At 63.5% G+C, this 25988-nt stretch carries 22 protein-coding genes; 7 read left to right on the top strand and 15 right to left on the bottom strand.

The window, feature by feature from the left end; all coding sequences use genetic code 11:
• Positions 1 to 7: 7 nt before the first annotated feature.
• Both ACTJKM_RS09980 and ACTJKM_RS09975 read right to left on the bottom strand, forming a co-directional pair.
• Positions 8 to 772, bottom strand: a complete 765-nt coding sequence (locus ACTJKM_RS09980; RefSeq protein WP_058329793.1) for a LamB/YcsF family protein — start codon at positions 770 to 772, stop codon at positions 8 to 10.
• Positions 773 to 895: 123 nt separating this feature from the next.
• Positions 896 to 2161 carry an NRAMP family divalent metal transporter gene (locus tag ACTJKM_RS09975; protein WP_058329792.1) on the bottom strand — a complete coding sequence of 422 codons (1266 nt, stop codon included), beginning with the start codon at positions 2159 to 2161 and terminating at the stop codon, positions 896 to 898.
• A gap of 402 nt (positions 2162 to 2563) precedes the next feature.
• Here ACTJKM_RS09975 and ACTJKM_RS09970 point away from each other — a divergent pair, with 402 nt between their 5' ends.
• The 5 genes from ACTJKM_RS09970 to ACTJKM_RS09950 all read left to right on the top strand — a co-directional run bounded on the left by ACTJKM_RS09970 (position 2564) and on the right by ACTJKM_RS09950 (position 8133).
• Entirely contained in the window at positions 2564 to 3229 is a 666-nt protein-coding gene (locus ACTJKM_RS09970) for a GntR family transcriptional regulator (RefSeq protein WP_440660285.1), read from the top strand.
• Positions 3230 to 3285: 56 nt separating this feature from the next.
• A complete protein-coding gene (locus ACTJKM_RS09965) occupies positions 3286 to 5025 on the top strand; it encodes a M14 family metallopeptidase (RefSeq protein ID WP_440660283.1) in 1740 nt (579 codons plus the stop codon).
• Positions 5026 to 5287: 262 nt separating this feature from the next.
• A complete protein-coding gene (locus tag ACTJKM_RS09960) occupies positions 5288 to 5962 on the top strand; it encodes a response regulator transcription factor (protein WP_057251790.1) in 675 nt (224 codons plus the stop codon).
• Positions 5959 to 7296 (top strand): sensor histidine kinase, encoded by a 1338-nt coding sequence (locus tag ACTJKM_RS09955; protein ID WP_440660282.1) that lies wholly within the window; start codon positions 5959 to 5961, stop codon positions 7294 to 7296. The genes ACTJKM_RS09960 and ACTJKM_RS09955 overlap by 4 nt, the downstream gene beginning before the upstream one ends.
• Positions 7297 to 7506: 210 nt before the next feature.
• Entirely contained in the window at positions 7507 to 8133 is a 627-nt protein-coding gene (locus ACTJKM_RS09950) for an outer membrane protein (protein WP_057251792.1), read from the top strand.
• 106 nt (positions 8134 to 8239) lie between these two features.
• On the opposite strand, the gene ACTJKM_RS09945 is transcribed toward ACTJKM_RS09950, so the two are convergent.
• The 8 genes from ACTJKM_RS09945 to ACTJKM_RS09910 form a co-directional block, all read right to left on the bottom strand.
• Entirely contained in the window at positions 8240 to 9769 is a 1530-nt protein-coding gene (locus tag ACTJKM_RS09945) for an FGGY-family carbohydrate kinase (protein WP_057251793.1), read from the bottom strand.
• A 126-nt stretch (positions 9770 to 9895) separates the two neighbouring features.
• A complete protein-coding gene (locus ACTJKM_RS09940; protein WP_057251794.1) occupies positions 9896 to 10738 on the bottom strand; it encodes a class I fructose-bisphosphate aldolase in 843 nt (280 codons plus the stop codon).
• Positions 10711 to 12459, bottom strand: a complete 1749-nt coding sequence (locus tag ACTJKM_RS09935) for a glycerol-3-phosphate dehydrogenase/oxidase (RefSeq protein ID WP_057251795.1) — start codon at positions 12457 to 12459, stop codon at positions 10711 to 10713. Before ACTJKM_RS09935 ends, ACTJKM_RS09940 begins: the two co-directional genes overlap by 28 nt.
• A gap of 12 nt (positions 12460 to 12471) precedes the next feature.
• Positions 12472 to 13467, bottom strand: coding sequence for an aldo/keto reductase (locus ACTJKM_RS09930; RefSeq protein WP_440660280.1), 996 nt, complete (start codon positions 13465 to 13467; stop codon positions 12472 to 12474).
• Positions 13464 to 14474, bottom strand: a complete 1011-nt coding sequence (locus ACTJKM_RS09925; protein WP_058322903.1) for a sugar-binding transcriptional regulator — start codon at positions 14472 to 14474, stop codon at positions 13464 to 13466. Before ACTJKM_RS09925 ends, ACTJKM_RS09930 begins: the two co-directional genes overlap by 4 nt.
• Positions 14475 to 14476: 2 nt before the next feature.
• Positions 14477 to 15466 carry an ABC transporter permease gene (locus ACTJKM_RS09920; RefSeq protein ID WP_440635677.1) on the bottom strand — a complete coding sequence of 330 codons (990 nt, stop codon included), beginning with the start codon at positions 15464 to 15466 and terminating at the stop codon, positions 14477 to 14479.
• 28 nt (positions 15467 to 15494) lie between these two features.
• Entirely contained in the window at positions 15495 to 17039 is a 1545-nt protein-coding gene (locus ACTJKM_RS09915; RefSeq protein ID WP_440660279.1) for a sugar ABC transporter ATP-binding protein, read from the bottom strand.
• Positions 17040 to 17098: 59 nt separating this feature from the next.
• Positions 17099 to 18127 carry a substrate-binding domain-containing protein gene (locus tag ACTJKM_RS09910; protein ID WP_057251800.1) on the bottom strand — a complete coding sequence of 343 codons (1029 nt, stop codon included), beginning with the start codon at positions 18125 to 18127 and terminating at the stop codon, positions 17099 to 17101.
• Between the two features lie 236 nt (positions 18128 to 18363).
• Here ACTJKM_RS09910 and ACTJKM_RS09905 point away from each other — a divergent pair, with 236 nt between their 5' ends.
• Positions 18364 to 19350 (top strand): substrate-binding domain-containing protein, encoded by a 987-nt coding sequence (locus ACTJKM_RS09905; RefSeq protein WP_057251801.1) that lies wholly within the window; start codon positions 18364 to 18366, stop codon positions 19348 to 19350.
• 64 nt (positions 19351 to 19414) lie between these two features.
• Here ACTJKM_RS09905 and ACTJKM_RS09900 read toward each other — a convergent pair whose 3' ends face one another.
• The 5 genes from ACTJKM_RS09900 to ACTJKM_RS09880 are packed head-to-tail and all read right to left on the bottom strand — an operon-like array spanning position 19415 to position 24450.
• The gene (locus ACTJKM_RS09900) at positions 19415 to 20680 is read right to left on the bottom strand and encodes an ABC transporter substrate-binding protein (protein ID WP_058329781.1); all 1266 of its coding nucleotides are present in this window, start codon (positions 20678 to 20680) and stop codon (positions 19415 to 19417) included.
• Positions 20681 to 20704: 24 nt separating this feature from the next.
• Positions 20705 to 21541, bottom strand: a complete 837-nt coding sequence (locus ACTJKM_RS09895) for a carbohydrate ABC transporter permease (RefSeq protein ID WP_057251803.1) — start codon at positions 21539 to 21541, stop codon at positions 20705 to 20707.
• Positions 21538 to 22452, bottom strand: a complete 915-nt coding sequence (locus ACTJKM_RS09890) for a carbohydrate ABC transporter permease (protein ID WP_058329780.1) — start codon at positions 22450 to 22452, stop codon at positions 21538 to 21540. The genes ACTJKM_RS09895 and ACTJKM_RS09890 overlap by 4 nt, the downstream gene beginning before the upstream one ends.
• Complete coding sequence (locus ACTJKM_RS09885) at positions 22445 to 23611, bottom strand: ABC transporter ATP-binding protein (protein ID WP_058329779.1); 1167 nt, start codon at positions 23609 to 23611, stop codon at positions 22445 to 22447. The genes ACTJKM_RS09890 and ACTJKM_RS09885 overlap by 8 nt, the downstream gene beginning before the upstream one ends.
• Positions 23608 to 24450 carry a metallophosphoesterase family protein gene (locus ACTJKM_RS09880; RefSeq protein ID WP_440660277.1) on the bottom strand — a complete coding sequence of 281 codons (843 nt, stop codon included), beginning with the start codon at positions 24448 to 24450 and terminating at the stop codon, positions 23608 to 23610. Before ACTJKM_RS09880 ends, ACTJKM_RS09885 begins: the two co-directional genes overlap by 4 nt.
• A 421-nt stretch (positions 24451 to 24871) precedes the next feature.
• Here ACTJKM_RS09880 and ACTJKM_RS09875 point away from each other — a divergent pair, with 421 nt between their 5' ends.
• Positions 24872 to 25960 carry an ABC transporter ATP-binding protein gene (locus tag ACTJKM_RS09875; protein ID WP_113132486.1) on the top strand — a complete coding sequence of 363 codons (1089 nt, stop codon included), beginning with the start codon at positions 24872 to 24874 and terminating at the stop codon, positions 25958 to 25960.
• The last annotated feature ends 28 nt before the right edge of the window (positions 25961 to 25988 follow it).

The raw sequence follows: 25988 nt of genomic DNA, 5'->3' as shown, positions 1-25988 counted from the left end.
TGTCTGCTCAGGCTGCCAAGAATGATCGAACGGTGATGCCGTCGGTCTCGAAGGCCTGGCGGATGGCCCGAGCGATCGCGACTGCATCGGGGCTGTCGCCATGCACGCAGATCGACTGCGCATCGATCTTGATGGTCGAGCCGTCGATCGCTTCGAGCGAACCCTCGTGGGCAAGCTGCAGCATGCGGCGGGCGATCACACCCGTATCGTGCAGCACGGCACCCGGCTCACGGCGCGAGACGAGCTGGCCGTCCAGCGTATAGGCACGATCGGCGAAGGCCTCGGCGACGGTCCTGAGGCCCGATTTGCGGGCGAGTTCGAGGATGGGCGCACCGGCCAGCCCCATCAGCACCAGATCCGGATCGATGGCCCTGATGCCGTCGATCACCGCCTGGCCCTGTTTCGGGTCATGGGCGATGCGGTTGTAGAGCGCGCCGTGCGGCTTGACGTAGGAAACGGCAACCCCGGCGGCAGCGGCAACGCCCTTCAGCGCGCCGATCTGGTAGATGACGTCGGCGGTCAGTTCCGCGCTGGTGACATCCATGTCGCGTCGACCGAAGCCGACGCGATCGGGATAGGATACATGTGCCCCGACCGAAACACCCTTTTCAGCGGCCGCCCGCACCGTTTTCAAGATGCCGAGCGGATCGCCGGCATGGAAGCCGCAGGCGACGTTGGCGCTGGAAACGATGGCAAGCATCGCCGCATCGTCGCCCATGCCCCAGGCGCCATAGCTTTCGCCAAGGTCGCTGTTCAGATCGATGGCAGTCATGTCGGATCTCCTTGGATCGCACTGATCGCGGCCCGCATCGGTCCAAGATCACAACCGCGATCAATTCTCGTAGGTTAGGGCCGGTTGCGGGCGGCTGACCGCCCGCACTTTTCCACGTCCGCTTTAGGCTGTGAGCAGCGCAAAGATCGGGCCGATCGACTTGTAGCCCATGTACCAGGTCAGCGCCGAGACCAGCACGCCAAGCGCCAGCAACCAACGCGGATACCGATATCCACCCATGAGATCGGAGCGAGCCCAGGCCGCGTAGATGAAGATCGACAGGCCGATCGGCAGGATAAGGCCGTTCAGACCACCGACGAAGACCAACATCTGGGCCGGGGGTGTTGTGATGATCACGTAGAAGAAGAGCGATACGGCAATGAAGACGACCGTCGCGATGTTGCGGGCGCGTTCGGTGATGTCCTTCTTAAAAATGGTGATGAAGGAAACCGAGGTGTAGGCAGCGCCGATGACAGAGGTGATGGCGGCGGCCCAGAGGATGACGCCGAAGATGCGCATGCCGATATCGCCGGCCGCAGCCTGGAAGGCCTGGGCCGCCGGGTTTGCGCCCTTGCCCGAGACGTCGATGACGACGCCGCTCGCAACCACGCCGAGAACCGCGAGGAACAGCACGTAGCGCATGACGCCAGTGACAGCGATGCCGGTGAGCGCTGCGCGGTTGACCGCACCGAGGTTTTCGATGCCGACCGTGCCCTTGTCGAGCAGGCGATGGGCGCCGGAATAGGTGATGTAGCCGCCAACCGTGCCGCCAACGATGGTGGTGATGGTGGCGAAATCGATAGTGGATGGCAGGAACGTCTGGAACAGCGCATCGCCGACCGGCGGTGCCGATGCGAAGGCAACGTAGACGGTCAATGCGATCATCAGGATGCCGGCAAGGATGATGAAGCGGTCGACCGCCATACCGGCCCGCTTCGACAGGAAGATACCGATCGAGAGCAGGGCGCTGATCGCACCGCCGACCTTCGGATCAAGCCCGATCATCGCGTTGATGCCGAGACCGGTGCCGCCGATGTTACCGATGTTGAAAAACAATCCGCCGATGATGACGAGAACGGCCAGCACGTAGCCGGAGCCGGGGATGGCCGCATTGGCGAGATCAGACGCGCGCATCTTCGTCAGCGTCACGATCCGCCAGATGTTCAGCTGCACGACGAAGTCGATCAGGATTGAGGCGAGGATTGCAAAGGCGAAGGCCGCGCCGAGTTTGGTGGTGAATGTCGCCGTCTGGGTGATGAAACCCGGGCCGATGGCCGAGGTGGCCATCAGGAAGATCGCCGCCGTCAACGCCGCGCGACGCGACGTGACAGACATCGGCGTCGGTGCGGCCGGAACCGCTCCTGCGGATGAAATAGCTGACTGTTCCATGAACCCCTCCTTATTCGCGGACTGCCTCTCTCTCCGAGGAGAGCCCGCATGAATTTGTTAACGGATGCCACGGTGACACGTTTCACAATTCTGTCAAGATTGTTCAACAATTTTACTGCATCGTTCTACCAGATTGCCAAAATGTTGAGCAACACGCCTATAGGCCTTGGCTGCGCACGTTGTAGTCACATTTGCGGTAGCTCTTGCCTCTTTTCGCGCGTCAACGATAAGGAGACGGCTGCGGGTCTTCTCACTCATATTCGTCCGATGGACCGTGTGCGCGACGTGGTGTTGCCTCCGTCCACAGACTGCGTCGCTCCCACACTTGGCTCCCGCGGGCCCAAACCGCTATATCGTTTTACAGGGCGCTGCGCTTCATGCGTGCCCGCCTAAGGGGCTTTGATGGTCGAACAAGATATCACATCGGCGCTTGCGCCGCGGCTGGCGGAGGAAATCCGCGACAAGCTGATCGCCGGCGAACTCAAGCCCGGCCAGCGGCTGTCCGAGGCGGCGCTCAGCGCCGGATTGGATGTGTCGCGCAATTCGCTGCGCGAGGCATTTCGGTTACTGACCAAGGAAGGCCTGCTCCGGCACGAACCCAATCGCGGCGTCTTTGTCGCCACGCCCAGTATGGCTTCGATCATCGATATCTACCGGGTACGCCGCATGATCGAATGCCAGGCGCTCGCCAAGGCCTACCCGAATCATCCGGCAGTAGCGCGCATGCGTGCGGCTGTCGGGCGGGCACGAACGGCACGCGCCGCCAAGGATTGGGTCACCGTCGGCAGCGAGAACATGGTCTTTCACGCGGCCATCGTCGACCTTGCCGACAGCAAGCGGCTGAACGTCTTCTATGCCCAGATCGCCGCGGAATTGCGCCTCAGCTTCGGCCTGCTTGCCGATCCCGAGCTGTTGCACGCGCCTTACGTCGATCTCAACGCAGCAATCCTCGAAAAGCTTGAGGCCGGATTGACCGCGGAGGCAGCCGCTTCGCTCGAGGCCTATCTGATGCAGTCGGAGCGAACCGTCCTTGCCGCCTTCTCGCGGATTGATTCGGGCAACGGGTGATGCGAGATTCGTCAGTGCTGGCGCCTCTGACTGGCCCCAACCGGCAAAGCTTCGCAATGACGACGATTTTTGCAGCCACGTTCGAGCGCACGCTGGATACCCTTCTCACCACCTACGGCAAGGAAGCGGCCCGCGGCACCAAAGTCGAAGCCTGGCTCTTCGACGATGCCGCAAGCCGCAAGGCAGCGGAACAGAAGCTTGCCAGCTTTGGCGTGAAGGCGACACTCAGGAGCGCCTACAAGCCGCTGCTGCATTTCTTCCTCGAAGAGATCGACCGCGCAGCACTCGCCGGCGTCGTCGTCGGTTATCCCCAGCATGAGGGCGCTGCGCAGAACCGCTTCCTGCTCGAAGCCTATCCGCTTGCCGCTCTCGTCGGCGATGCCGATATCCGCTTTGAGGCCGGCAGCAAGGCAGCCTTCACCTACGACGTCGCGCTGACTTTCCGCGATGGGCGCCAGCAAAGCCACGCCGTCTTCGCGCCAAACCGTATCCATACCGATTTCGTCGGTGAAACTCTGCTTTCGCCGACCGGGTGGATTCGTCTCGACGAAGGCTGCGACAAATGTCGCGAATGCCATCTCGAAACCGACTATGAGCGGCTCTTTGCCGGCACCATGCAGGCGATTGCCGACCACGCCTGGGGCGATAGCGAGCCCTATTTCGAAGAGCTCAACATCCGCGTGACCCTGCCGATCACCGACTTCCGCCTGCCCGTCGGCGAAGAGGTCTTGAGCCTTCGTGAGGCGCTGCACGAGGACTTCTATTTCTCGCTGCTCGAAGTCTTCCAGAAGAAGTCCGGTCGTCCCCTCGGCGACCGCGGGCTGAAACCCGGTCAGATCATACCGGAGATCGTCTTTGGCGTCGGCAAGCCGACCGTCGTCGTCGAAGCGCGGCCCTTGCAGGCAGGGGATGCCGAGGGCGAAGCCCAGACGCTCGAAACCGCCGAAGCGCCGCTGACGGTGGCGCAGATCCACACGGAACTCGCCGCGATCGATGGCCAGCCCTTCGAGGCACAGTCGCGCGCCGGCCGGCCGGTGAAGGCCCGCTACCACAAGGGGACTGATGCGCCGGTCATGATCAGCGGCGGCCAGCATCCGAACGAGACGACCGGCATCGTCGGGGTGCTGCGCGCAGCCCAGGCGCTTGCCGCCCGCTCAGGCACCCATTTCACCATCTCGCCGCTCGAAAACCCCGACGGCTACGCCGTGCACCAGCGGCTGCGGGTGGACAATCCTCTGCACATGCATCACGCCGCCCGCTACACAGCACTTGGCGATGACCTCGAATACCGCACTGGCGCAGCGCTCAACGAGCGCGAAATCCGCAAGGAAGCCGAACGCCTGACCGGCGCACAATTGCACGTCAACCTGCACGGCTATCCCTCGCACGAATGGACCCGGCCGCTTTCGGGCTACGTGCCGCGGGGCTTCGCCATGTGGACGCTGCCCAAGGGCTTCTTCCTGATCATGCGCCATCATGCCGATTGGACCGACCGCGCCGAACGGCTGGTCGAGGCAGTCACCGAGCGGCTCGCCAAGGTTCCTGGCCTGCTCGCCTATAACGACGCGCAGATCGCGCTCTACGAGACCCACGCCGGCGAAACCGGCTTCCGGATCATCAACGGCTTTCCCTGCATGATCTCGGTCGACGACCGCCACACGGCGCCGCTGACGCTGATCACCGAATATCCGGACGAGACCATCTATGGCGATGCCTTCATCGCTGGCCACGACGCCCAGAAGGAAACGGTGCTTGCCGCCTACGACGCGTTTCAGCGGATGATGGCCATCGCCTAAAGCCTCACAGGGCGACGGTAGCCAGTGCCGCCGCCCAAAAGCCGACCCCTTGAGCGTTCCCCGCAAGCGACAAGCCGCCGCTGGCGATTTTGGCCATCCGACGCCCCACCACCGAATACGGTAAAGCCTGACGAGGCTGCATTGCCGTGCCATTGCGTGTCCCGCTAGAACCGGCACACGCCCGCGCACCCATGCGCCGCAACGTTGCTGCAATCCTCGTCGACCAGACGTGAGGCACCATCTATCGTATTCGGAGAATTCAATGCGCCTGCTCCTTGTCGAGGACGAGCTGGAAATGGCGGCGGCGCTCAGCGCCGCGCTCGGTCGCTACGACATGATCCTGGATCATGCGCCAACGCTCGACCATGCATTGGCGGCGCTCGCCAATCACGTGCATGACGGCATCATCCTCGATCGCCAATTGCCCGATGGCGACGGGCTGTCACTGATCCCGCGCGTCCGTGCGCTGAAATCCGGAATTCCCGTGATCGTTCTGACCGCGCGTGGCGCGGTCGACGAGCGTGTCCGTGGCCTCGACATGGGCGCCGACGACTACCTCGCCAAGCCCTTTGCCGTGGAAGAACTGTTGGCGCGGATCCGCGCCCTCATGCGGCGTTCGCCGGATATCGCCCCCATGACGGCGCGCATCGGCAAACTCGTCTTCGATTTCGACGGCAGGCAGGCGCAGGTGAACGGCCAGTTGCTTGACCTGCCCCGTCGCGAACTGCTGGTACTGGAAACGCTGGCGCGGCGGCAGGGCCGCACGGTGCAGCGCTCGACCTTGGAGGAGTCTGTCTACGGCTACGATGACGAGATCCAATCCAACTCGCTCGACGCGCATGTCTCGCGACTACGCCGGAAGCTTGCCGACACCGGCGCCGGCGTGGAGATCCACAGCATCCGCGGCGTTGGTTATCTGTTGAGGCCTTCGCCATGAGCACGTCATCCGTCAACTCGTTGAAGAAGCGCCTGATCTGGCAGATCCTCACCTTTCAGGTGCTCCTGTTGATGGCGGTCGTCGCCGGCCTCATGGCATTGCTGACGCGCGCCGATCTTGGCGGAAAGTTCCTCGATGCCGACGCAGCTTCGGTCGCAGCCGGCGCGATCCGGTCGGATCCCACAGGTGGATTGTCGCTGGTCGAGACACCGCAATTGCTTGCCATGCGGGCCGAGTCTCCTGATTTCTGGTTCGTCGCGAGAAACGAACGCGGCGACATGATCCGCAGCGGCCCCGTGCCGGACGCCTATCGCGGCATTGGCGAACATCTGGATCGGATCGCCTTTGGCGATATCCGAGACAGCGTCGAGCCCTACACGCTCTCGTCGATCGTGCGCTCGGTGACCACGGAAAGCGGAACCTACACGGTGCTCGCCGGCGGCGGCCGGTTGTGGAGCGCGTCCTTCGCGGTTTTCCTGCTGGCAAACCTGGTGCTGCTGCCGATCGTGCTCATTGTCGTGCTGATCCCGGCCCTTGCCATCCCGATCATCGTCAGGCGTGCCTTTGCCGGCCTCGCCGATATGGTCGATCAGGCCAAGAAGATCGACGTCGATCGCCGCGGCGCCCGCTTGTCCGATCATCGGGTTCCCGGCGAAGTGCGTCCGCTGGTCGAGGCATTCAATGGCGCGCTGCAGCGACTCGACGAGGGGTACGAACGGCGACAGCGCTTCATTCTGGATGCGGCGCATGAACTGAGGACTCCGGTCGCCATCCTGCAGACGCGGCTGGAAAGCATGGACGCCGGGCCGCTCAGAAACCGCCTGTTGATCGATTCCAATCGCATCGCGGGGCTTGCGGAACAGCTGCTGGACCTTGAGCGGATCGATCGCGATGGCGCGGACTTTTCCACGCTCGACCTAGTGTCGCTGTGCCGTGACGTCGCCGCCGACCTCGCGCCGCTCGCGCTTTCGGCCGGCTGCGAACTCTCCTTCGCCTCGGACGTCGAGCGTGTCGTTGCGCGCGGCGATGCCGGCGCCATTGAGCGGGCGGTCACCAATCTGGTGCGCAATGCCATCGAGCATGCCGGTGGTCTCATCACCATCCGCGTCGAACGCGGCGGCGTGATCGAGGTCACCGATGAAGGCCCCGGCATTCCCGAACGCGAGCGTGAACGCATCTTCGAGCCGTTCCATCGCCTGCAGCCACGCGACCACGGCGCCGGCCTCGGCCTGCATCTGGTCAGCGAAATCGTCGGTCGGCATAAGGGCCACATTTCCGTTGTCGATGAACCCGCCGGCGGCGCCTGCTTCCGCATCACCTTGCCCGCGGCATGATACAGATCGCGCGGCTCCCAACATGATTAATAGACAATTAATAACGAAATCAGCAGCTTAGGTAATTTGTGCAATGTTGGCGCAATCCGTGGAGCCGACAAAGGATGCGCATCTTCCAAGCTTCGCGACCACGCTACCCGGCACGAGACGCGAATTGGAAGAGCGAAAGCGCCGCGAAGGGCGCCCTAATCCAATCCACGGAGCAATATCATGCGGCAATCCAGCAAGTTTTCGATCTGGTCCAGTCTCACCCTGCTAACCTTCCTCGGCGTCCAGCAGTCCCAGGCGACCGACTTCTCCGTGCCCGATTATCAGGATCCGCCAGCATTCAGCTGGAGCGGCGCCTATGTCGGTGCGCATGGTGGCCTCGGCTTCAGCGGCAGCCCCAATCCCTTCGCCGATCGCAATGGCGTCGCGCTCGGCGTCCAGGCCGGCTACAACATGCAGGCGGGCCCGGGCATCGTCGGTGCCGAGATCGAGGGCTCCTACCTCGGCGACACGGAGCACAAGGTCAATGGTGGCAAGCTCAAGGAAAAATGGCGCGGTGCGATCAAGGCGAAGGCCGGCCTCACCTTCGACCAGACGCTCGTCTACGGCACAGCCGGCTATGCGATGACCAACTACAAGAAAGGCGGCGATGTTCGCAACGACGTCGGCTTCAAGGGCGGTTATCTCGTTGGCGCCGGCATCGAGCAAGCCTTCGCAGGCGGCCTGTCGGCCAAGCTTGAGTACAACTACATCATGACGCCCGATGTCCGCACCAGCACCGTTTCAGGCTCCAGTGAAAAGGACATCAACAGCCACGTCATCAAGGCCGGTATCAACATGCGCTTCTGACGGGGCCGCCGGTTCGCAGCGGCGCCCTGCTAAGCCGACGACCTTCCCGAAAGGGGGCCTGCCGTTGCAGGCCCGGCAAACGGCAGGGCGTCACGCCGAAATCGGATCACTCCGCCGCTTCCCTCGCCAACGGCTCTGATGTCGCCAGCCGGCGCCAGATCGGCGCCATGGCGGCGGCGATCTCACCGTAGATCGCGAAGCGCCGGTCATAGTGTGCACCGAGCGCGGCATTCGGTCGGTAGTGGCGGTCGGTTTGCACCATCGCCGCAGCTCCGGCGGAAATGTCCGCAAAGAGACCGATGCCGGCACCCGCGGTGATCGCAGCACCAAGCGCGCCGGTCTCGCGCGAACGCGCGACCGTCACCGGCACATCAAGCACATCCGCAAAGATCTGCGGCCAGATCAGGCTGCGCGATCCGCCGCCTGAGAGCACCGCCTCGTCGAAACCCGCGCCTGCAGCTCGCATCGTCGCGATGTGCTGCCGATGTCCGAAGGCGACGCCTTCGAGCACGGCACGGACCAGATGGCCCTTGGTGTGCCAGCCGGCGACACCGTAGAAACCCGCCCGCGCGTTGCCATCCTGCTGCGCTCCATAGAGAAACGGGTGGTAGAGCGGATCGTTCGCCGCAGGCGCGACCTCGGCCGCCAATTGGCAGCACAGATCGAAGGGTGAGCGGCCGTCCTTGCCGTCGTGTGGAAACAGTTCCCGTACCAGCCATTCGAGATTGGCGGCAGACGTCGCGCTCGCCTCGATCGCCATGTAGCGGTTTCGATCGAAGGTCGAGAACATGAAGATCGGATTGCTGAGGTCCGGCTTTTCGATGATGACCTGGTTGATGCTCCAGGTACCGGCAATGATCGAGGCCGCTCCGGTCTTTGTCACGCCGGATCCTATCGCCGAGGCGACGACGTCGAAGAGGCCGCCGACAACAGGCGTACCGGCCGCCAGTCCCGTTTGCACGGCTGCCTCTTCACTCACCCTTCCAACGATCGCGTCGCTTTCGGCGAGATCGGGCAACAGATCCATGCAGTCGTGAAGGCCATAGGCCTTCATCAGCCCATCGTCATAACGTCGCCCGGCGACGTCGAGCAGCCCCGCTCCACTCATGTCGGAGACGTCGCTGACGCGGGCACCGGTCAGGCGATTGACGACGAAGTCCTTGCAAAGAAACACCGTGCCGATCTTAGCGAAGAGGTCCGGGCGAAAGCGTTTCAGCCAGGCAAGCAGCGTCGGCGTCTGCGATGGCCAGGGCCGCTGCCCGGCGATCGGATAGGTGCGCTGGCCGACGCCTTCGGCTTGCCATTCCTCCACGAGGCCGGCTGCGCGGGTATCGAGCGACTGGATGCCGATCAAAGGCGCGCCGCTACGATCGAGCGCATAGAGGCCGTTGCCATGCCCGGCGCAGCCGATCGCAGCGATCTCATCAGCACGGATACCGGCACGCTCGATACAGGCGCGGATCACCACCTTTGCGTGGCTCCAGAGCTCACCGAGCCCTCGCTCGACATGGCCGGGCGTCGGAACCTGGCTATGCCCTTCCTCAGCGGCCATCGCGATCTCGTTGCCCTCTCGGTCAAATAGAACCGCCTTGATCACGGTGTTCCCGGCGTCGATCCCGAGCAGATACTCTCCCATGCGCGAACCCCTCCCAAGGTTCTAAATCCGTTCGACCGAGACGTCGCCGCTGTCCTCCACGGCGACGCGCTCCACCCTGTCACAAGAGGCGTCGCGCCCTGAGGCGCGATGCCGTCCCAGCGCTTCTCAGCCGCGCTGATAGAGCGCGTAAGCTTCTTCGCCGCCCGCATCCTCATGGATGATCGCCATCAGCCCGCGCACGACGGCGCTCGGATTGGCGTGCTGGTAGATGTTGCGGCCATAGACCATGCCCATTGCGCCCTGGCGCATCAAGGCCGCCGATTTGGCAAAGACGTTGCGCAGATCTTCTTTGCCGCCGCCGCGCACCAGGACCGGGCAGCGCGCCGCCTCGACGACCCTGTGGAAATCTTCCGCGTTGGTGGTCGGGTCCGCCTTGACGATATCGGCTCCCATCTCGCGCGCAAGCCGGGTCAGGGTCACGATCTTCTCGGCATCGCCATCGACCATGTAACCGCCCTGTTCGGTCACCGGCTGCATGACCAGGGGCTCGATCATCAGCGGCATGCCGTATTTGTCGCAATCGGCCCGCACCCGCGAGATATTGGCGACGCATTGGCGGAAGAGATCGGGCTCGTCCGGCAGCATGAACAGGTTGACGACGACGCAGGCGGCGTCCATCGCCAGCGCGCCGATCAGCGGCTCGGCCTCGTTCTGCAGCACCGCCCACATGTGCCGGTGGCGGATGCGGTTATAGGGGTTGCCCATGTCGAGACGCATGACGAGCGCCGGCTTGTCCTTGCCGGGCACGTCCTGCAAGAGGTCAGCCTGGCCATAGTTCATCTGGATCGCGTCCGGTGCCGCCGCAACCAGAGCCTTCACCACGGCGGACATGTCTTCGAGACCATTGAGGAAGGACGGTTCATTGCAGACGCCGTGATCGATCGCGACATCGAGGCAACGTCCACCACCGAAAAGACGGTTCATCCGGACCTTGCTGTTGTTTCGCATAATGCACTCCTTTGTTCGTTCCGTGCGGAGAGGGTTTCCTCGTCGACGCCATGGCGCTCGGCGAGGAGGGTGAGAAAGCGTTTGCGCTCGTGATCGGCGAGGGGCAACGACCAGTGTTTTTCGCTCGCGAGCAAGGCGAGTGCGGCGTCGGCCATGTCGAGCGAGAGTTCGCCAGATATCGCCAGCGTCGTGCGGCGCAGCAGGAGATCGTCGAGATGCTCGACGGCCTCGTTGCGGACCAGGAACTGCAGCTCCCGCGCGGAGTAATCCGGATATGGCAAGGCGTGATCGGCACCGCCAGCGATGAAATCGGCGATCTGCCTCGAGCCCGTTCCATAACGCGTAAACAGCGTGCGCATGCGCTCGCGCGAAAGTCCGGTGGATGCCGCGACGTCGTCGATCCATGTATCGCGATCGGACGGATACTGCCGCCCGCCGCCAATGGCGCGTTCGCCGGTACTGACACGGCGCGCCCGGCCCAGACGCTCCAATGTGAGATCTGCCGCCATTTCGCCGAAGGAGCGGAAGGTCGTCCACTTGCCGCCGATCATGCACAGCACCGGCGGGCCATCGTCGACTGCTTCGACGAAGGTGCAGAAATGGTCGCGCGGGATGCGTCCGGTAAAACTGTCCTCGCTTGCCGGCAGCGGCCGCACGCCCGAGAACTGGAAGACCACCTCCTCCCGCCGGATCTTGATATCAGGCAGAACCCAGGCGAGCGACTGCAGGATGTAGTCACGCTCGTCCGGTTCGCAGCGCACCGTTTCCGGGTCGTCGACGCGGATATCGGTCGAGCCCACCAGCACCTTGCCGAGATAGGGAAAGAGGATGCAGATGCGGCCATCCTCGTTCTCATAATAGATCATATGGCCGTCGAGCGCTTCCATCAGCGCCGGGTTGTCGATGATGAGATGCGATCCCTTGGTGCCGCCCATCAGCGGCGCCGGCTTTGACGTCGAGGGAAACAGCGCTCCGTTGGCGATATCGATCCAGCCGCCAGTGGCGTTGATGATAAGGGTGGGCTCGATCGTAACGACCGCGCCGCTGACACCGTCCTTCAGCTCGTATCGCCCGGGCGCCGCAAGGACCAGTTCGGCATAGTTGAGCGCATGGGCATGTGGGCCGGCAGCAAGTCCGTCCTTCAGGAGCTCGAGACCGAGACGCTCCGGCTGGCTGACCCAGGCGTCGTAGTAGGTGGCAGAACTCTTGATGTCGGGATTGAGCGCCGGCCAACGGGCAAGCGTCGCGCGCCGGCCTCGAAAGGCGTGCTTCGGCATCAGGGCCCGCTTGCGCGTCAGGAAATCATAGATGCCGAGGCCCAGCTTGACCGCAACGGCGCCGCGACGGCTCGGACGGCGGGTCAGCCCCATAAACCGCACGGCCCCGTTGGCGAGACCGGAAAAAATATCGAAGATCGGCACCGTCGTTGGAAGCGGCGCCACGTAATGCGGCGCGTTCTTGAGCAACCGGTCACGCTCGACGAGCGATTCCCGCACCAGGCTGAACTCGCCGTTTTCGAGATAGCGAAGGCCGCCATGCACCATGCGCGACAGCGCAGCACTGGCGCCCGAACAGTAGTCGTGCTTCTCGACGAGCAGCACGTTTATCCCTTGCAGCGCCAGCTCTCGAAAGACGCTGAGGCCGTTGATGCCGCCGCCGAGGACGCACACGTCCACCTTCGGGCTCTCTACGAGCCCGTTGAAAATCTCTTCACGGTTCATGATGCCAGCCCGTTACCTGTCCATGTTGACGAGCTTCGCCGCGATCGCCGCGTCGATTCCCTTAAGGTCTTCTTCGTCGAGCCGGATCGTACCCGCTCGGGCATTGTCGAGCGCCTGGCCCGGATTGCGTGCACCGCAGAGCGCGAAGGTCACGCCCTCCTGTGCCAGCGTCCAGGCAATCACGATCTGGGCAATCGTCGCGCCATGTTTCTCGGCGATCGACCGGATCGACTTGGCAAAGGCTGCGACCTTCTCGCGATTGCCGACGGAGAAACGTGGATTATCGCGCCGCTGGTCGTCGCCCGAGAAGACGCGCTCCGGCCCGATGCCGCCCGAAAGAAGACCGAGCGCCAGCGAGGAATAGCTGAGCGTCGCGACGCCGTTGCGCCTCGTCAGTGGCAAAAGATCGGCTTCGATCACGCGATCGATCATGCTGAAGCGTTCCTGGATCGCATCAAGCCCGCCGATCGCGATGTATTGTTCCAGTTCGCCGCGGCCGACATTGCTGGCGCCGATCGCCCTGATCTTGCCCGCCTGGCGCAGCTCTTCGAGGGCGGCCATGGTTTCCTCAATCGGCGTCGTCGGGTCCTGCCAGTGGGTGATGTAGAGGTCGATATAATCGGTGCCGAGCCGCTTCAGGCTCTGCTCGACCTCATGGCGGATGGCGTCGCGGCCGAGGTAGCGATGCACCGGCTTGCCGTCCTGGTCGAAGAAGTGTCGTCCCTTGTCCGTGTGCCAGACGAGCCCGCATTTGGTGGCGACGATCGCCTTGTCGCGTCGGCCGGCAAGCGCCTTGCCGACGATTTCTTCCGAACGCCCAAGGCCGTAGGCGGGCGCCGTATCAATCAGCGTCACGCCGGCGTCGAGCGAGGCCTGGATCGCGGCGATCGATTCCTGCTCGTCGGTGCCGCCCCACATCCAGCCGCCGATCGCCCAGGTGCCGAGCCCGACGGCCGAAGCCTTCACACCCGATCGGCCGATCTCGCGCATCAACTGTTCCCCACTCATGCCAGAAGTCCCTTTTCGCTTGCCATGGCGAGCACACGCTCACCGGTCGCTTCGTCCGTCACCAGTGTGTCGAGATGCCGCCCGCGCATGACGCTGAGGATCGGTCCCGCCTTGTTCGGCCCACTCGCCACGCCGATCTTCGTCGGGATCGAGGCAAACTCCTCAAGCGTCAGCGACACCAGCGAACGGTTGAGGCTGTAGTCGCAGACTCGGCCCTCATCATCGAGCAGATGGGCGAGCAGTTCGCAGCTTGCGCCGGAGCGTTCGATCGCCGCCCGGTCGGTGCTCGATGACGGATGCAGGTCGTAGTAACTCGAATCGTCCGACAGGATCGAGCCGATGCCGACCACCGCGACCTTCGCCTCGCGCGCCCTTCCGAAAACATCGGCCACCGCGCGCATATTGATCAGCATCGCCCGCTCGGCGGCGCTGTCGGCAAAGAGCGGCGCATGGATCTGGAACGAGCGGCCGCCGAGCCGGTCGGCCATCAGCGTCGAGACGTGGTTGACGTCGGTATAGTGCTTGCCCTGGACGCAGCCGGTCGCCGGGATGACCTCGACATCGAAGCGGCGCGGTGCCTGCAACCCGGCGACGACGGCGCTGACGCCCTTGCCGCCGGTGATGCAGATGGTGTCACCATCGCCGATCTCTTCGAGCAGCAGACGCGCCGCCGCCTCGCCGACCGCCTGAAGGGCGGTCTGCTGGTTGTCGGAGACAGTGGGCACGACGATCGCACGGCGGATGCCGCCGATCGCCAGCAGCTGCTCTTCCATGTCGACCAGCGGCTCGATCGGCGATTTGATCTTGATCTCGACCAGGCCGAGCTGGCGGCCGCGCTTGATCAGCCGGTTGACGGTCGGCTGCGAAATGCCGAGCCGGTCGGCGATCTGCGACTGGGTCAGCCCTTCGAGGAAATGCAGGACGAGCGCCTGGTGCATCTGCCTTGCGACGACAAGTTCTTCGCGCGCATTCGAAACCGGGGACAGCGTGGATTTGGCAATCGGCATGTTCAGACGGCCTTCCGCTTGTGCAGCAAGTGGTCGATGGAAACGGCAGCTAAGAGAATGCAGCCTTTGATCATGTCCTGCCAATAGACGGACACGTCGAGCAGGATCAACGAACTGGTGACGACCGAAAGCAGCGCGATGCCGAGAATGGCGCCGAGGATCGTGCCCGAGCCGCCGTTGAGCGAGGCGCCGCCGATGACGGCCGCCGCAATGATGTTGAGCTCCATGCCGACGCCGAAGGTCGGCGTCGCGGCTCCGAAGCGCGACATGTAGATGACGCCGGCGACACCGGCGAGCGTCGAGCAGAGCACCGTCACCCAGAACTTCACCTGCTTGGTCTTGATGCCAGAGTAGAGCGCCGCCTTCTCGTTGCTACCGGTATAGAACACCTTGCGGAAGGCGGTTGCCCGACGGAGCAGGAAATCGAAGAGGATGACGACGGCGACGAAGATCAGGATGACATAGGGGACACCATGGAAGGTGCCCTGCCCCACGGCCTTGAACGAGGCCGGCAGCGTGAACAGTGACAGAGGGGTGCCCTTGGTGATGACCAGGCAGAGACCGCGCACGATCACCATCGCCGCCAGCGACGTGATGAAGTGGTTGAGGCCGACGATGGTGACGAAAAAGCCCATGATCATGCCGATCATGCTGCTTGCGAGGATGCCGACCAGGGAGGCCGTCCAGGGATCGACGCCGGCGAGAAACAGCGAGCCGGCAAGCACCATGGCGAAGCAGACCACCGAGCCGACGGCAAGGTCGATGCCGCCGACGATCAAGAGGATCGTCATGCCGACGACGACGATGCCTTCGACCGAAAAGCTCATCAGCATGGCGCGCATGTTGCCGAAGGTGAGAAAATGCGGCGAGGCGAAGCTCATGACGAGCCCAAGCGCCAGGATGATCGCGATCAGCCCGGCTTCGCGCATCGTGCCAATGCGTTTCCAGGCCGGCGCCTGCCTCTCGGTTGCAACCATCGTATCAACTGCCATTTCCGCCTCCCCGGCTCTTTCCGTTCTTTCAGGCGACATTCGCTGTCCTGCCCGTCGCGATCAGATCCGTCGGCGTCACGCCGGACGCCAGGCGGATCACCGCCTCCTCGCTCATTTCCGTGTCATCGAGCTCGCCGGCGATCGCCCCCTCGCGCACGACCAGCACCCGGTCGCAGAGCCCGAGCAGTTCCGGCAGTTCCGACGAGATCACGACGATGCCGATGCCGGCTTCGGCGAGCTCGCGCAGCAGCCGGTGGATCTCGGATTTCGCGCCGACGTCGATGCCGCGCGTCGGTTCGTCCATCAGGATGACCTGCGGGCGAACGGCCAGCTGCTTGGCGATCGCCACCTTCTGCTGGTTGCCGCCCGAGAGCGACGACACCGGCATGTCGATGCCGCCCATGCGCACGCCAAGGCGCCGGACATAATCACGCGCCAGATCGGCTTCTGCCCTGGAATTCAGCAATCCGAGCGGGCCTGTCAGCGTCTTCAGATCGAGGACCGAAATATTCTGCGCGATCGACAGGTCGATGAAGACGCCTGAGCCCTTGCGATCCTCGGAGAGGTAGACGATGCCGGCGTTGACCGCGTCGCGGTAATTGGCGATGCGCTGCGGCTTTCCGCGCAGAGCGACCTCGCCCGTCGATTTCGCCCGCAGACCACAGATCGCTTCGGCGATTTCGGTGCGCCCCGAACCGATCAGGCCGCCGATGCCGAGGATTTCGCCGCGCTTCAGATCGAAGGAAACACTGTCGATGCGGTCGCCGTCGCTCAAGTTGCGGACCGAAAGGATGGGTTCGCCCGAGCGCGCTTCCGGCGCCTGTTTCGGCGGATAGAGCTGGCTGATCTCGCGGCCGACCATGCGGCGCACGACGTCATCAGGCGTGACGTCCGCAATCTTCTCGGTGACCACATGGCGACCATCACGAAACACGGTGACCCGATCGCAGAGCGAAAAGATCTCCGCCATGCGGTGGCTGATATAGATGATCGAAATGCCCGCGGCCTTGAGATCGCGGACGATGCCGAACAGCGCCTGGGCTTCCGCTTCCGTCAGCGCCGCCGTCGGTTCGTCGAGGATCAGCACGCGGCAGTCGAGCGTCAGCGCCTTGGCGATCTCGACGAGTTGCTGGCTGGAAATGCCGAGGTCGGCGACCTTCCGGCGGACGTCGATCGGTGCCAGCCGGTTCATCACACCTTGCGCCTCGCGCTCAAGCGCGCCGTAATTCATCAGCGGCGAGCGGCGGCGATTGGTGGCGGCCATGAACATGTTTTCTGCCACCGTCGCGTCCGGGCAGAGCGCGATCTCCTGGTGGACGAGGCCGATCCCGAGCGTCTGGGCGATCGCCGGAGAGCCTATTTTGACAGGTGCTCCGTCAACGAGGATCTCGCCCTCGTTCGGCTGCAGCACACCGGCAATGATGTTCATCAGCGTGGATTTGCCGGCGCCGTTTTCGCCGCAGAGCGCGTGGATTTCTCCCCGCTCCAGCTGGAAATTCACCTCGGTCAACGCCTTCACCGCACCGAAATGCTTGGTGACGCGCCGGACCTCCAGAACCGGTTGTGCTGTCATGCCGTCCTCCACCCGTATCATTGGCTGCCCGGAGCGGACCGGGCAGCCATTTTTCGCCCTTACTCGTCGATACCCTTGGTACCACGACGCTTCAGGTACTTGTCCCAGTAGAAGTCGTCGGCATTCTCGGCTGTGACGATCGAGAGACCATTGTCGACGAAGGGGATGCTCATCGGGTTGAAGCCGGCGCGCTTGGCGTCGTTCATCGGGTCGATCAGTTCCGGGTGCTTGGCCATCCACAGCAGCATGAAGCCCATATAGCCCTGCATGCCCTGGTTCGGGTTGATGGAGCCGAAGACTTCGCCGGCCTTGATCATGTCAAGGATGTTGGCGTTGACGTCGGCGCACATGACGAGCACCTTGCCGCCGCTTTCCTTGCTGGCCTGGGCCGCACCGATGGCAGAGTTCGCTTCCGGCATGAAGACTGCGCCGAGGTTCGGATTGGCCTGGATGATGCTCATCAGGCCCTGATAGGCCTTGTTCGGATCCTGGTTCGAGGCGGCGCGGCCGACGAGCTTCATGTCAGGCCACTTCTCGGCCATGCGATTGACGAAGGCGGTGATGCGCTTGTCGTGGTTGTCCTGGCCGGGGTTTTCGAGAACCGCGTACTCGCCCTTGCCGCCCATCTTCTCGGCGATCGCGTCGGCGGCGTAGGTGCCTTCGCGGCTGTTGTCCGAGGTGATGAAGGAAACACGCTTCGACAGCGGCGAGTCCGCGGCGAAGGTGACGACGGCCGTGCCCTGGTCGATCGCCCGGTTGATCGGCTCGATGAACGGATCGGAGTTCATCGGGTGCACCAGTATCCCGGCCGGATTCTGGGCGAGCGCCTGGTCGAAGGTGGCGATCTGCTTGTTGACGTCATACTCCGGCGTGCCGGTATATTCGGTCTCGCAGCCGAACTGCTGGCCGGCCTGCTTGAACATCTCATAGACCGGGAACCAGTATTCGACGCCGGATACCATGACGTTCATGACGTATTTTTCGCCGGGCTGGCAGCGAAACGGGTTTGTCGTTTCGGCGCTTGCCGAACCGGCCCAGAATGACGTTGCAATGACCGCCAGAGCGGTCGTGCTGAAAAATTTGCGCACGCGTTCCTCCTCGGGGCCGAAGCCCCTCCCAAAAACCGATGGACCGCCTGTTTGCGGCCGCTGAATATGTGAGTTCGCCGGAACTCCTCCTCGACTTCCGACGATTGCGATTAAAGCCGCGGACTCACCGTCTGTCAATATAATTCATGGCATGAATAATAATTCATGCGCGATGTGAAAAAACAGCGAGGGGTGGCCTTCAATCTGCTGTCACGGGGATCGGCTAGGGGGCAGCGATGGCTACCCTGCAACAGATCGCCTTTCATGCCGGCTGCTCGCTGGCGACCGTCTCGCGCGTGCTCAACGGCGAAGGCCCCGTCAGCGACGAGATGGTACGGCGCGTGCGTCGGGCCGCCGCCGAGCTCGGCTATCGGCCGGCGACGGCCGCGGGGCGCACCGCCAGCCGCAGCCAACCGGTCGTCGGCGTGCTGGTGCCGAGCGTCACCAACCCGGTCTTCGCCGCCTCGCTTGCCGGCATCCAGCACCGCATGCAGGTAGCAAGCCATGGCGTTCTGATCGCGCAATCGAATTATGATCCCGCACTCGAGGCGCGCGCCGTGCGCTCGCTGCTCGAGCAGCGCCCGACCGGGCTGATCCTGACGCTCTGCGACGCCCGCACCAGCGAGGCGCTTTCGGCGGCGCTGCCGCCGACCGTGCTTCTCAACAACCGGCCCGTCGCCCGCTTCGCCGCCGCCGTCACGGTCGACAATTACCGCGCAGGCTACGAATTGACCCGGCATATCCTTGCGCATGGGCATCATCGCATTGTCGTGGTCACCGGCCATTTCCACTCCTCCGACCGGGCGCGCCTGCGTTACGACGGATATTCCGCCGCCATGCAGGAGGCAGGCGTCCAGCCGATGGAGGCTGTCGAGATCCCCTTCGTCGACGGTTACGAGAACCTCGACCTCGCGGCGGTCCTCGCGCATCACCGCCCGACGGCGATCATCGCCTCCAACGACCTTCTCGCCCTCGGCGTAATCGCGGCGCTCCGACGCGAAGGCCTTTCCGTACCGGATGATGTCTCGGTCGCCGGCTTCGACGGCATCGCCCTCGGGCGATTGATGAGCCCAACACTCACCACGATAGCGATGCCCGACGGAGACATGGGGCTTGCGGCGGCGGCGCTATTGCTCGACATGGCCGAGAACGCCTCCGGCTGCCGCCATCTCAACCTCGACTGCCGCCTCTACGCGGGCGGGACCGTTCGCCACCTCGTCTGAGCGACACAGGAACGCCGCCCGCGGAATTTCCTCCGGGGCGGCGACAATCATCAAGGAAATAGTATCAGCTACGCGGCAGCAGGCTTTCGACTTCGGCTGCAGCCTCGTCCAGCGCTTCCTTCGGCGTCGTCGACTGCTCAACGATGCGCGACAGGTTCTCGACGATCGTCTGCGTGACCTTCACGCCGTTGCTGCCGGGGAAGGCATACCAGGGGCGCATCAGCGGCATCTGCTCGAGACCGGCGCGGAACAACGGGTTTTCCTTGTAGAAGTTGGCGAGATACTCCGGCGACTTGGCGGCGAGCTCGTTGTTCGGCACGTAGCCGGTACCGGGAACGACGACCGAGGCGCCATAGGGGCCGGCGGCGAACTTCGCGAATTTCCAGGCCGCTTCCTGCTTTTCGGCATCGCGCGTCAGGATGACGACGGCATTGCCGCCGGTCGGCAGCTTGCCGTTTACCGGATCGATCAGCGGAATGTGCGCGGTGCGCAGGTCGAACTTGCCGCCAACATTCTTGATCGTGTTGCGCAGCGCCCCGGTCGTCTGGAACGCAAAGCCGATCTTGCCGGCAACGAAGGCCTGCTCGCCAGCCTGCTTGGTCAGAACCGGCAGCCCTCCTTCCTTGACCATGCGGTCGAGCACGTCGACGGCCTTCTGGCCCTCCGGCCCGTTGAAGGCAACCTTGCTCTCGTCTGCACTCAGCATGTCGCCGCCGGCGCCGAAGAGCAGTGCGGAGAACATCCAGTCGTCGCCCTGCCAGCGGAAGTCGATGCCCTCGTTGCCGTCGCCGAGCGCCTTGATCTTTGCCCCGAGCGCGATGACCTCGTCCCAGGTCTTCGGCGGGCTGTCCGGGTCACCGCCGGCTTTGCGCACCAGATCGGCATTGTAGTACATGATCGGGTTGGAGGTGGCGAAGGCCAGGCCCACCTGCTTGCCGCCCACCTGGGCGAGCTTCAGGATGTTTTCTGAAAAGCCCTGCTCGGCCATATTGCCGTCCTTGGCAATGAACGGGCCGAGATCGACGGGGATGTCGCGCTCGTTGACCATGCGCAGGCGGTTGAGGCCGATGAAGGTCAGATCGGGCATCTCGGCCGTGCCTGCCTGACGCATGATCGTCTGGATGCCTTCCTCATAGGTGGCCGACGGGTTGGCGAAGGTGATCTTGATGTCGGGGTTTTCTTCCATGAACTTCTTCGAGATCGTGTCCATCACGTCCTTGAAGAACCCGGGCATCGGATAGTGGACCGTAAGCTGGGTCTCGGCGTAGGCAGGGGCTGCGAGCATCAGCGATGCGGCAGCCGCGGTGAAAAGCTGTCTCAGATGTTTCATGGGGTGCGCTCCAGGTTGGACCGTTCAGCCTTTGAGACCGGTCATGGTGATGCCCTCGACGAAGCGCTTCTGCGCCAGCAGAAATGCAGAAACGAGGGGAAGGGTAATGATGAGGGTCGCCGCCATCAGCGCGCCGTAGTCGTCGCCGGCTTCAGCCGCGCGGAAAAAGAGAAGGCCGAGCGGCGGAGTCGCGTAGTCCTGGTTGGTGACGACGATCAGCGGCCAGAAGAGGTCGTTCCAGTGGGCGACCACCGAGAAGATCGCAAAGGCGGTGATCGCTGGCCAGGCGTTCGGCACGATGACCCGTGCGACGATGCCCGCCTCCGACATGCCGTCGAGCCTTGCTGCGTGGATCAGGTCGTCGGGCATGGCGCGGAAGAACTGCAGGAACAGGAAGATCGCAAAGACCGAGATCGAGAACGGCGCCACAAGTGCTGCGTAGCTGTTCAGCACCGACAGCTTGTCGAAAGCGACATAGATCGGCAGCGCCGTCGCATGGATCGGTACCAGCAGTCCGAGCATGACCAGCACCATCATGGCGCGGGCCGCGCGAAACTTCAGCTTCGCCATGGCATAGGCGCACGGAATGGCGACGACGATCTGGATGACGAAGATCAGTGCGCAGACGACAACGCCGTTGAAAAGCAGGGTCGTCATCGAGACGCGCGACAGAGCCTTGGAGAAGTTCTCGATGTAGGACCACTGCTCCGGGATCAGCGACAGCGACGAGGAGAAGATCTCGCTTTGCGCCTTGCCCGCGGTCGAGACCATGAAGATGTAGGGCGCGAGGAAGAGCAGCGCGCCAAGCGACAGGACCGCGAGGCGGACGATACGGGCGACGGAAAGAGCGTTCGTGATCATGCGTAGTGCACCTTCCGGTCGAGCACGCGGTACTGCAGGAACATCAGGACGACGAGGATCAAGAGGAAGACGACGGTCATCGCCGAGGCGTAGCCGACGCGCAGGTAGACGAAGCCCTCCTGGTAGATGGTGAAGAGCAGCACTTCCGATGCCTTGTTTGGCCCGCCCTCGGTCAGCGTCTTCACCGTCTCGAAGACCTTCACCGAATTGATGATACTGATGGTGGTGACAAACAGCGTCGTCGGTCCGAGCATCGGCCAGGTCACCAGGCGAAAGCGGTCGAACCAGGATCTCGCACCGTCGACTTCGGCCGCTGAATAGAGCTCCCGCGGGATGGCGGTGAGACCTGCGAGGAACAGCACCATGTTGAAGCCGACCGACTGCCAGACGCCGATGATCGAGAGGCCGTAGAGCACCGTGCCGGAGGCGCCGAGCCAGTTGGGGCCGGCAATGCCGAAGAGGGCAAGGAAGGTGTTGATCGGGCCGATGGTCGGATGGAAGAGGAACTGCCAAACGGTCGCCATGGCGACGAGCAGCGAGGCGACCGGCAGAAAATAGACCGTGCGGAAGAAAGCCCGGCCCTTGGTTTCCGCTTCGATCAGCATGGCGATCGCAAGCGCCAGAACGATCGAGACCGGCGTGACGATCGCCGTGTAGACCGCGGTGTTCCAGAGCGACCGGCGGAAGGTGCGGTCGCCGAAGAGTTCGGCGTAATTCTCGAAGCCGACAAAACGAAAGCTGCCGTAGCCGAGCTCGAAATCGGTAAAACCGAGCACGATCACCGCAAGCGTCGGCAGCAGGATGAAGAGAAAGAGGAGGAGGATCGCCGGAAGCGCGAGCAGCCAGGCGATGCGGGCCTCGCGCGTCGCGGGCTCGGCGAGTGCGGTTTCGAAGGTCGCGACGCTAGCCATGAATCTTCTCCCGCGTCGCCGCAACAGCAAGCGGTTCGGCCGGAAGCCGCGCACCTTCGTGATCGAAGAGCATTGCGCGTTCGGGCATGATCTCGACGTCGACAGGCTGGCCGATCGCAAGCGATGCGGCCTCGGCAGGCGCCAACTTGGAGGTCATCACCTCGCCGATCGCATCGAGGCGGGCATGGACGATCACTTCCGAGCCGAGGAATTCCATCCGCTCGACCCGCGCGCTCAGCCGGCCGGCACCTTGCGGACTAAAGCGAACGAATTCCGGGCGGACTGCAAGCTTCACCGGCGCGTCAGGTGCCTGCCCCCGGTTCGCCATCAGCACCAGATCACCGAAGCGGACGATGCCGGCGGCATCAGTGCGGGTTTCCACCACGTTGATCTTCGGCTGGCCGAGGAAGCGCGCGACTTCGACATGGGAGGGGTTGTCGTAGATCTCCTTCGGGTTCGCCAATTGCAGCAGATTGCCGCCGATCATGACGGCGACCCGATCGGCCATCGACAGCGCTTCCGACTGGTCGTGGGTGACATAGAGCGTCGGCACGCCGGCGCGGCGGTGGAGATCGACGATCTCGCCGCGGGCATGGACGCGCAGGTTGGCATCGAGATTGGAGAGCGGCTCGTCCATCAGGAAGACGGCCGGACGCCGCACCATGGCGCGGGCGAGCGCCACGCGCTGGCGCTGGCCGCCCGACATCTGGCCCGGTTTGCGGTCAAGCAGGTGGTCGATCTTCAACGCCAGAGCCATTTCCTTGACCTGACGCTGGATATCGGTGCGGATCTGTTCCTGCCCCGGCAGGACATTGCCAACGAACGGCAGACGCTGCGCCGCCGTCAGGCGCCGCATGGCGAGCGGCACAGCGATATTTTCTCCGGCGGTCAGGTGCGGATAGAGGGCATAGGACTGAAACACCATCGCGACATTGCGATCGGCCGCAGCCTTGCGCACGACGCTGCGGCCACCGATGACGATCTCGCCGGTATCGCCGTGATCAAGCCCGGCCACGATTCGAAGAAGCGTGCTCTTGCCGCAGCCGGAAGGACCGACAAGCGCGATGAATTCGCCCACTTCGGCCTCCAGGCTGACGCCTTTCAGGATGGCGTTGCCGCCATAGGATTTGGTGATGCCGCGCAGCGAAAGCACGCTCATTGCGCCGCCTCCACCTTAAGCTTCTTCTTGGCGGCGAGCGGATAGACCTCCTCGACGATCGGATCGAGCACGTGGCTGACGAGCCCCGGAACGGCAACGATCTCGCTCACGACGCCGGCTTCGCTGAACGTGTGCACGACAGCACCGACCAGCCGTTCGCCCGGCATCGGCCGCTCCAGGGTGTCGATGATGAAGGAGGTCGGCGGCGCCCAGACGAGCGACATTCCGGCGTGTTCCCCCGTCCAGGCCCAATGCAGATGGCCGCTTGCATGCAACGCCACGCCGGACGCGGCGAAGAGATCAAACAGACGCCGGCGCTGGCGGGGGCGGATGCCCCAGTAGCCGGTGTCGCCTTCCTGCGGTCCATCGACGAAGAGCGGCTTGTGGGCAAAGACCGCCACCTTGCGCCCGTCGCGGTCTCGCAACTGCTCTTCCAGCCAGGCGAATTGCTTCTCCTCTTCCTCGTCCTCGAAGCCCACAAGAAGGCTGTTGAAGCCGACCAGTCGCCAATCACCGTGATCGGAGACCCAGTAGTCCGGGCCGGCGAGTCCGCGCCAGCGGGCAAGACGCTCCGGGTCGACCGGTTGGTGCGAGCCCGGCAGATGGCCGACGTCATGATTGCCGGGAACGACGAGCACCGGCATCGAGAGCCGGTTGGTCAGGCCCAGCGAAAAGGTGATGTCGTCTTCACGGTCGGCGCCGTCGATCGTGAGGTCGCCGGTGTGGATGACGAGATCAGGCGCCATTTCCTCGATCCAGGCGCGAACCGGCTCCCAATTGTTGTTGAAATGGCTCTTGGAGGGGCTGAGATGGGTGTCGCTGATCTGGACGATCTTCATGGGAACGGGCCTCCGACGATGGCTTCAAGGCGTGCCTCATCGGATGGATTTCTCTCCCCTCCGATGCGGTTGGCCGCAGTCTTTAGGGGCTTGCCATGTCAGTTTGGTAACAGTCGTTCTCAGCTGATTTTCAGTTTCTCCATGAAAGCGTCACCTTCAGGAAAGCCAACCGGTCGCGAAGTTCACCCTTGCGCGTCCCGATGGAAGCGTTGCGGTGGGTGTGCTCAAAATTTCATACTATTGTATACAATAATTTGCGCATATTGACGACGAAAAGCTCAATTCGTGAGCAGTCGCCCTAAACCGATAACGACTGCAGCCGGCAACCGAAACGGCCATTCTCGCGCGAAAACATAGCCTTAGGCTCGGCGAACGAAATTGGCACGATTGATGCTTCTTCTCTGGTGCAAGGAGAACGCTCATGTCGAAAGCCGCAGAGATCGATATCGTATCCGTTTCCAAGATGTACGGTGCGACCACCGCCGTGCACTCGATCAGCCTGAAGATCCCCGCGGGCAGTTATTGCTGCTTCCTCGGCCCTTCGGGCTGCGGCAAGACCTCGACGCTGCGCATGATCGCCGGCCACGAGAGCATCTCCTCAGGCGACCTGCGGCTCGGCAACGTCGTCGTCACCGATTTTCCGCCGGCCAGGCGCAGCACAGCGATGATGTTCCAGTCCTATGCGTTGTTCCCGCACCTCGACCTCGTCGACAACGTTGCCTTCAGCCTGAAGATGAAGGGCGTAGAACGCGACGCGCGCCGCGCCAAGGCACTCGAGATGCTGAAGTTGATGCAGATGGAGGCCTATGCTTCCAGGCGCCCGGCCCAGCTTTCCGGCGGCCAGCAGCAGCGCGTGGCACTCGCCCGTGCGCTCATCACCGAGCCGGAAGCGCTGCTGCTCGACGAACCGCTGTCGGCGCTCGACCCGTTCCTGAAGATCCGCATGCGGGCGGAATTGAAGAAGCTGCAGAAGACGCTCGGCATCACCTTCGTGCATGTCACCCATAGCCAGGAAGAGGCGATGGCGCTCGCCGATCTTATTGTCGTCATGAACAGCGGCCGGATCGAGCAGGCGGCCGCACCTCGTACGGTGTTCGAGCACCCGGCCACTGCCTTCGTCGCGCGGTTCATGGGCGACCACAACGTTCTCTCCGGAAAAGTCCGCGCGATCAGCGGCGATGTCGTCGAAATGGAGACCGCCGAAGGCCAGACCTTCGCGGTGCGCGACATCGCCCAGGAGGTCGGCCGGCCCATCGACATCGGCATCCGCACCGATCGCGTGCGGCTCGACCCGCCGGGCGAGAAGGGCCTCGGTTTCCAGGCGGTGGTTTCCAACATCGAGTACCGCGGCGCCTCGGTGAAGCTCACCGCCATCGGTGCCGGCAGCGACGACTTCACGCTGATCGTCAGCGACGCTGACTATTTCAGGAAGCCTGTCGCGGTCGGTGACGCGGTGTCCCTGAGCTGGACCCTGGAGGACGTCGTCCCCCTCGGCCGCCTTTCCGCATGAGCTAATCAACCATCACAAGAAGGGGAAC

The organism is Ensifer sp. 22460 (genome assembly GCF_052044935.1).
Taxonomy (GTDB): Bacteria; Pseudomonadota; Alphaproteobacteria; order Rhizobiales; family Rhizobiaceae; genus Ensifer.
This window is presented reverse-complemented; position numbering and strand designations above follow the sequence as displayed.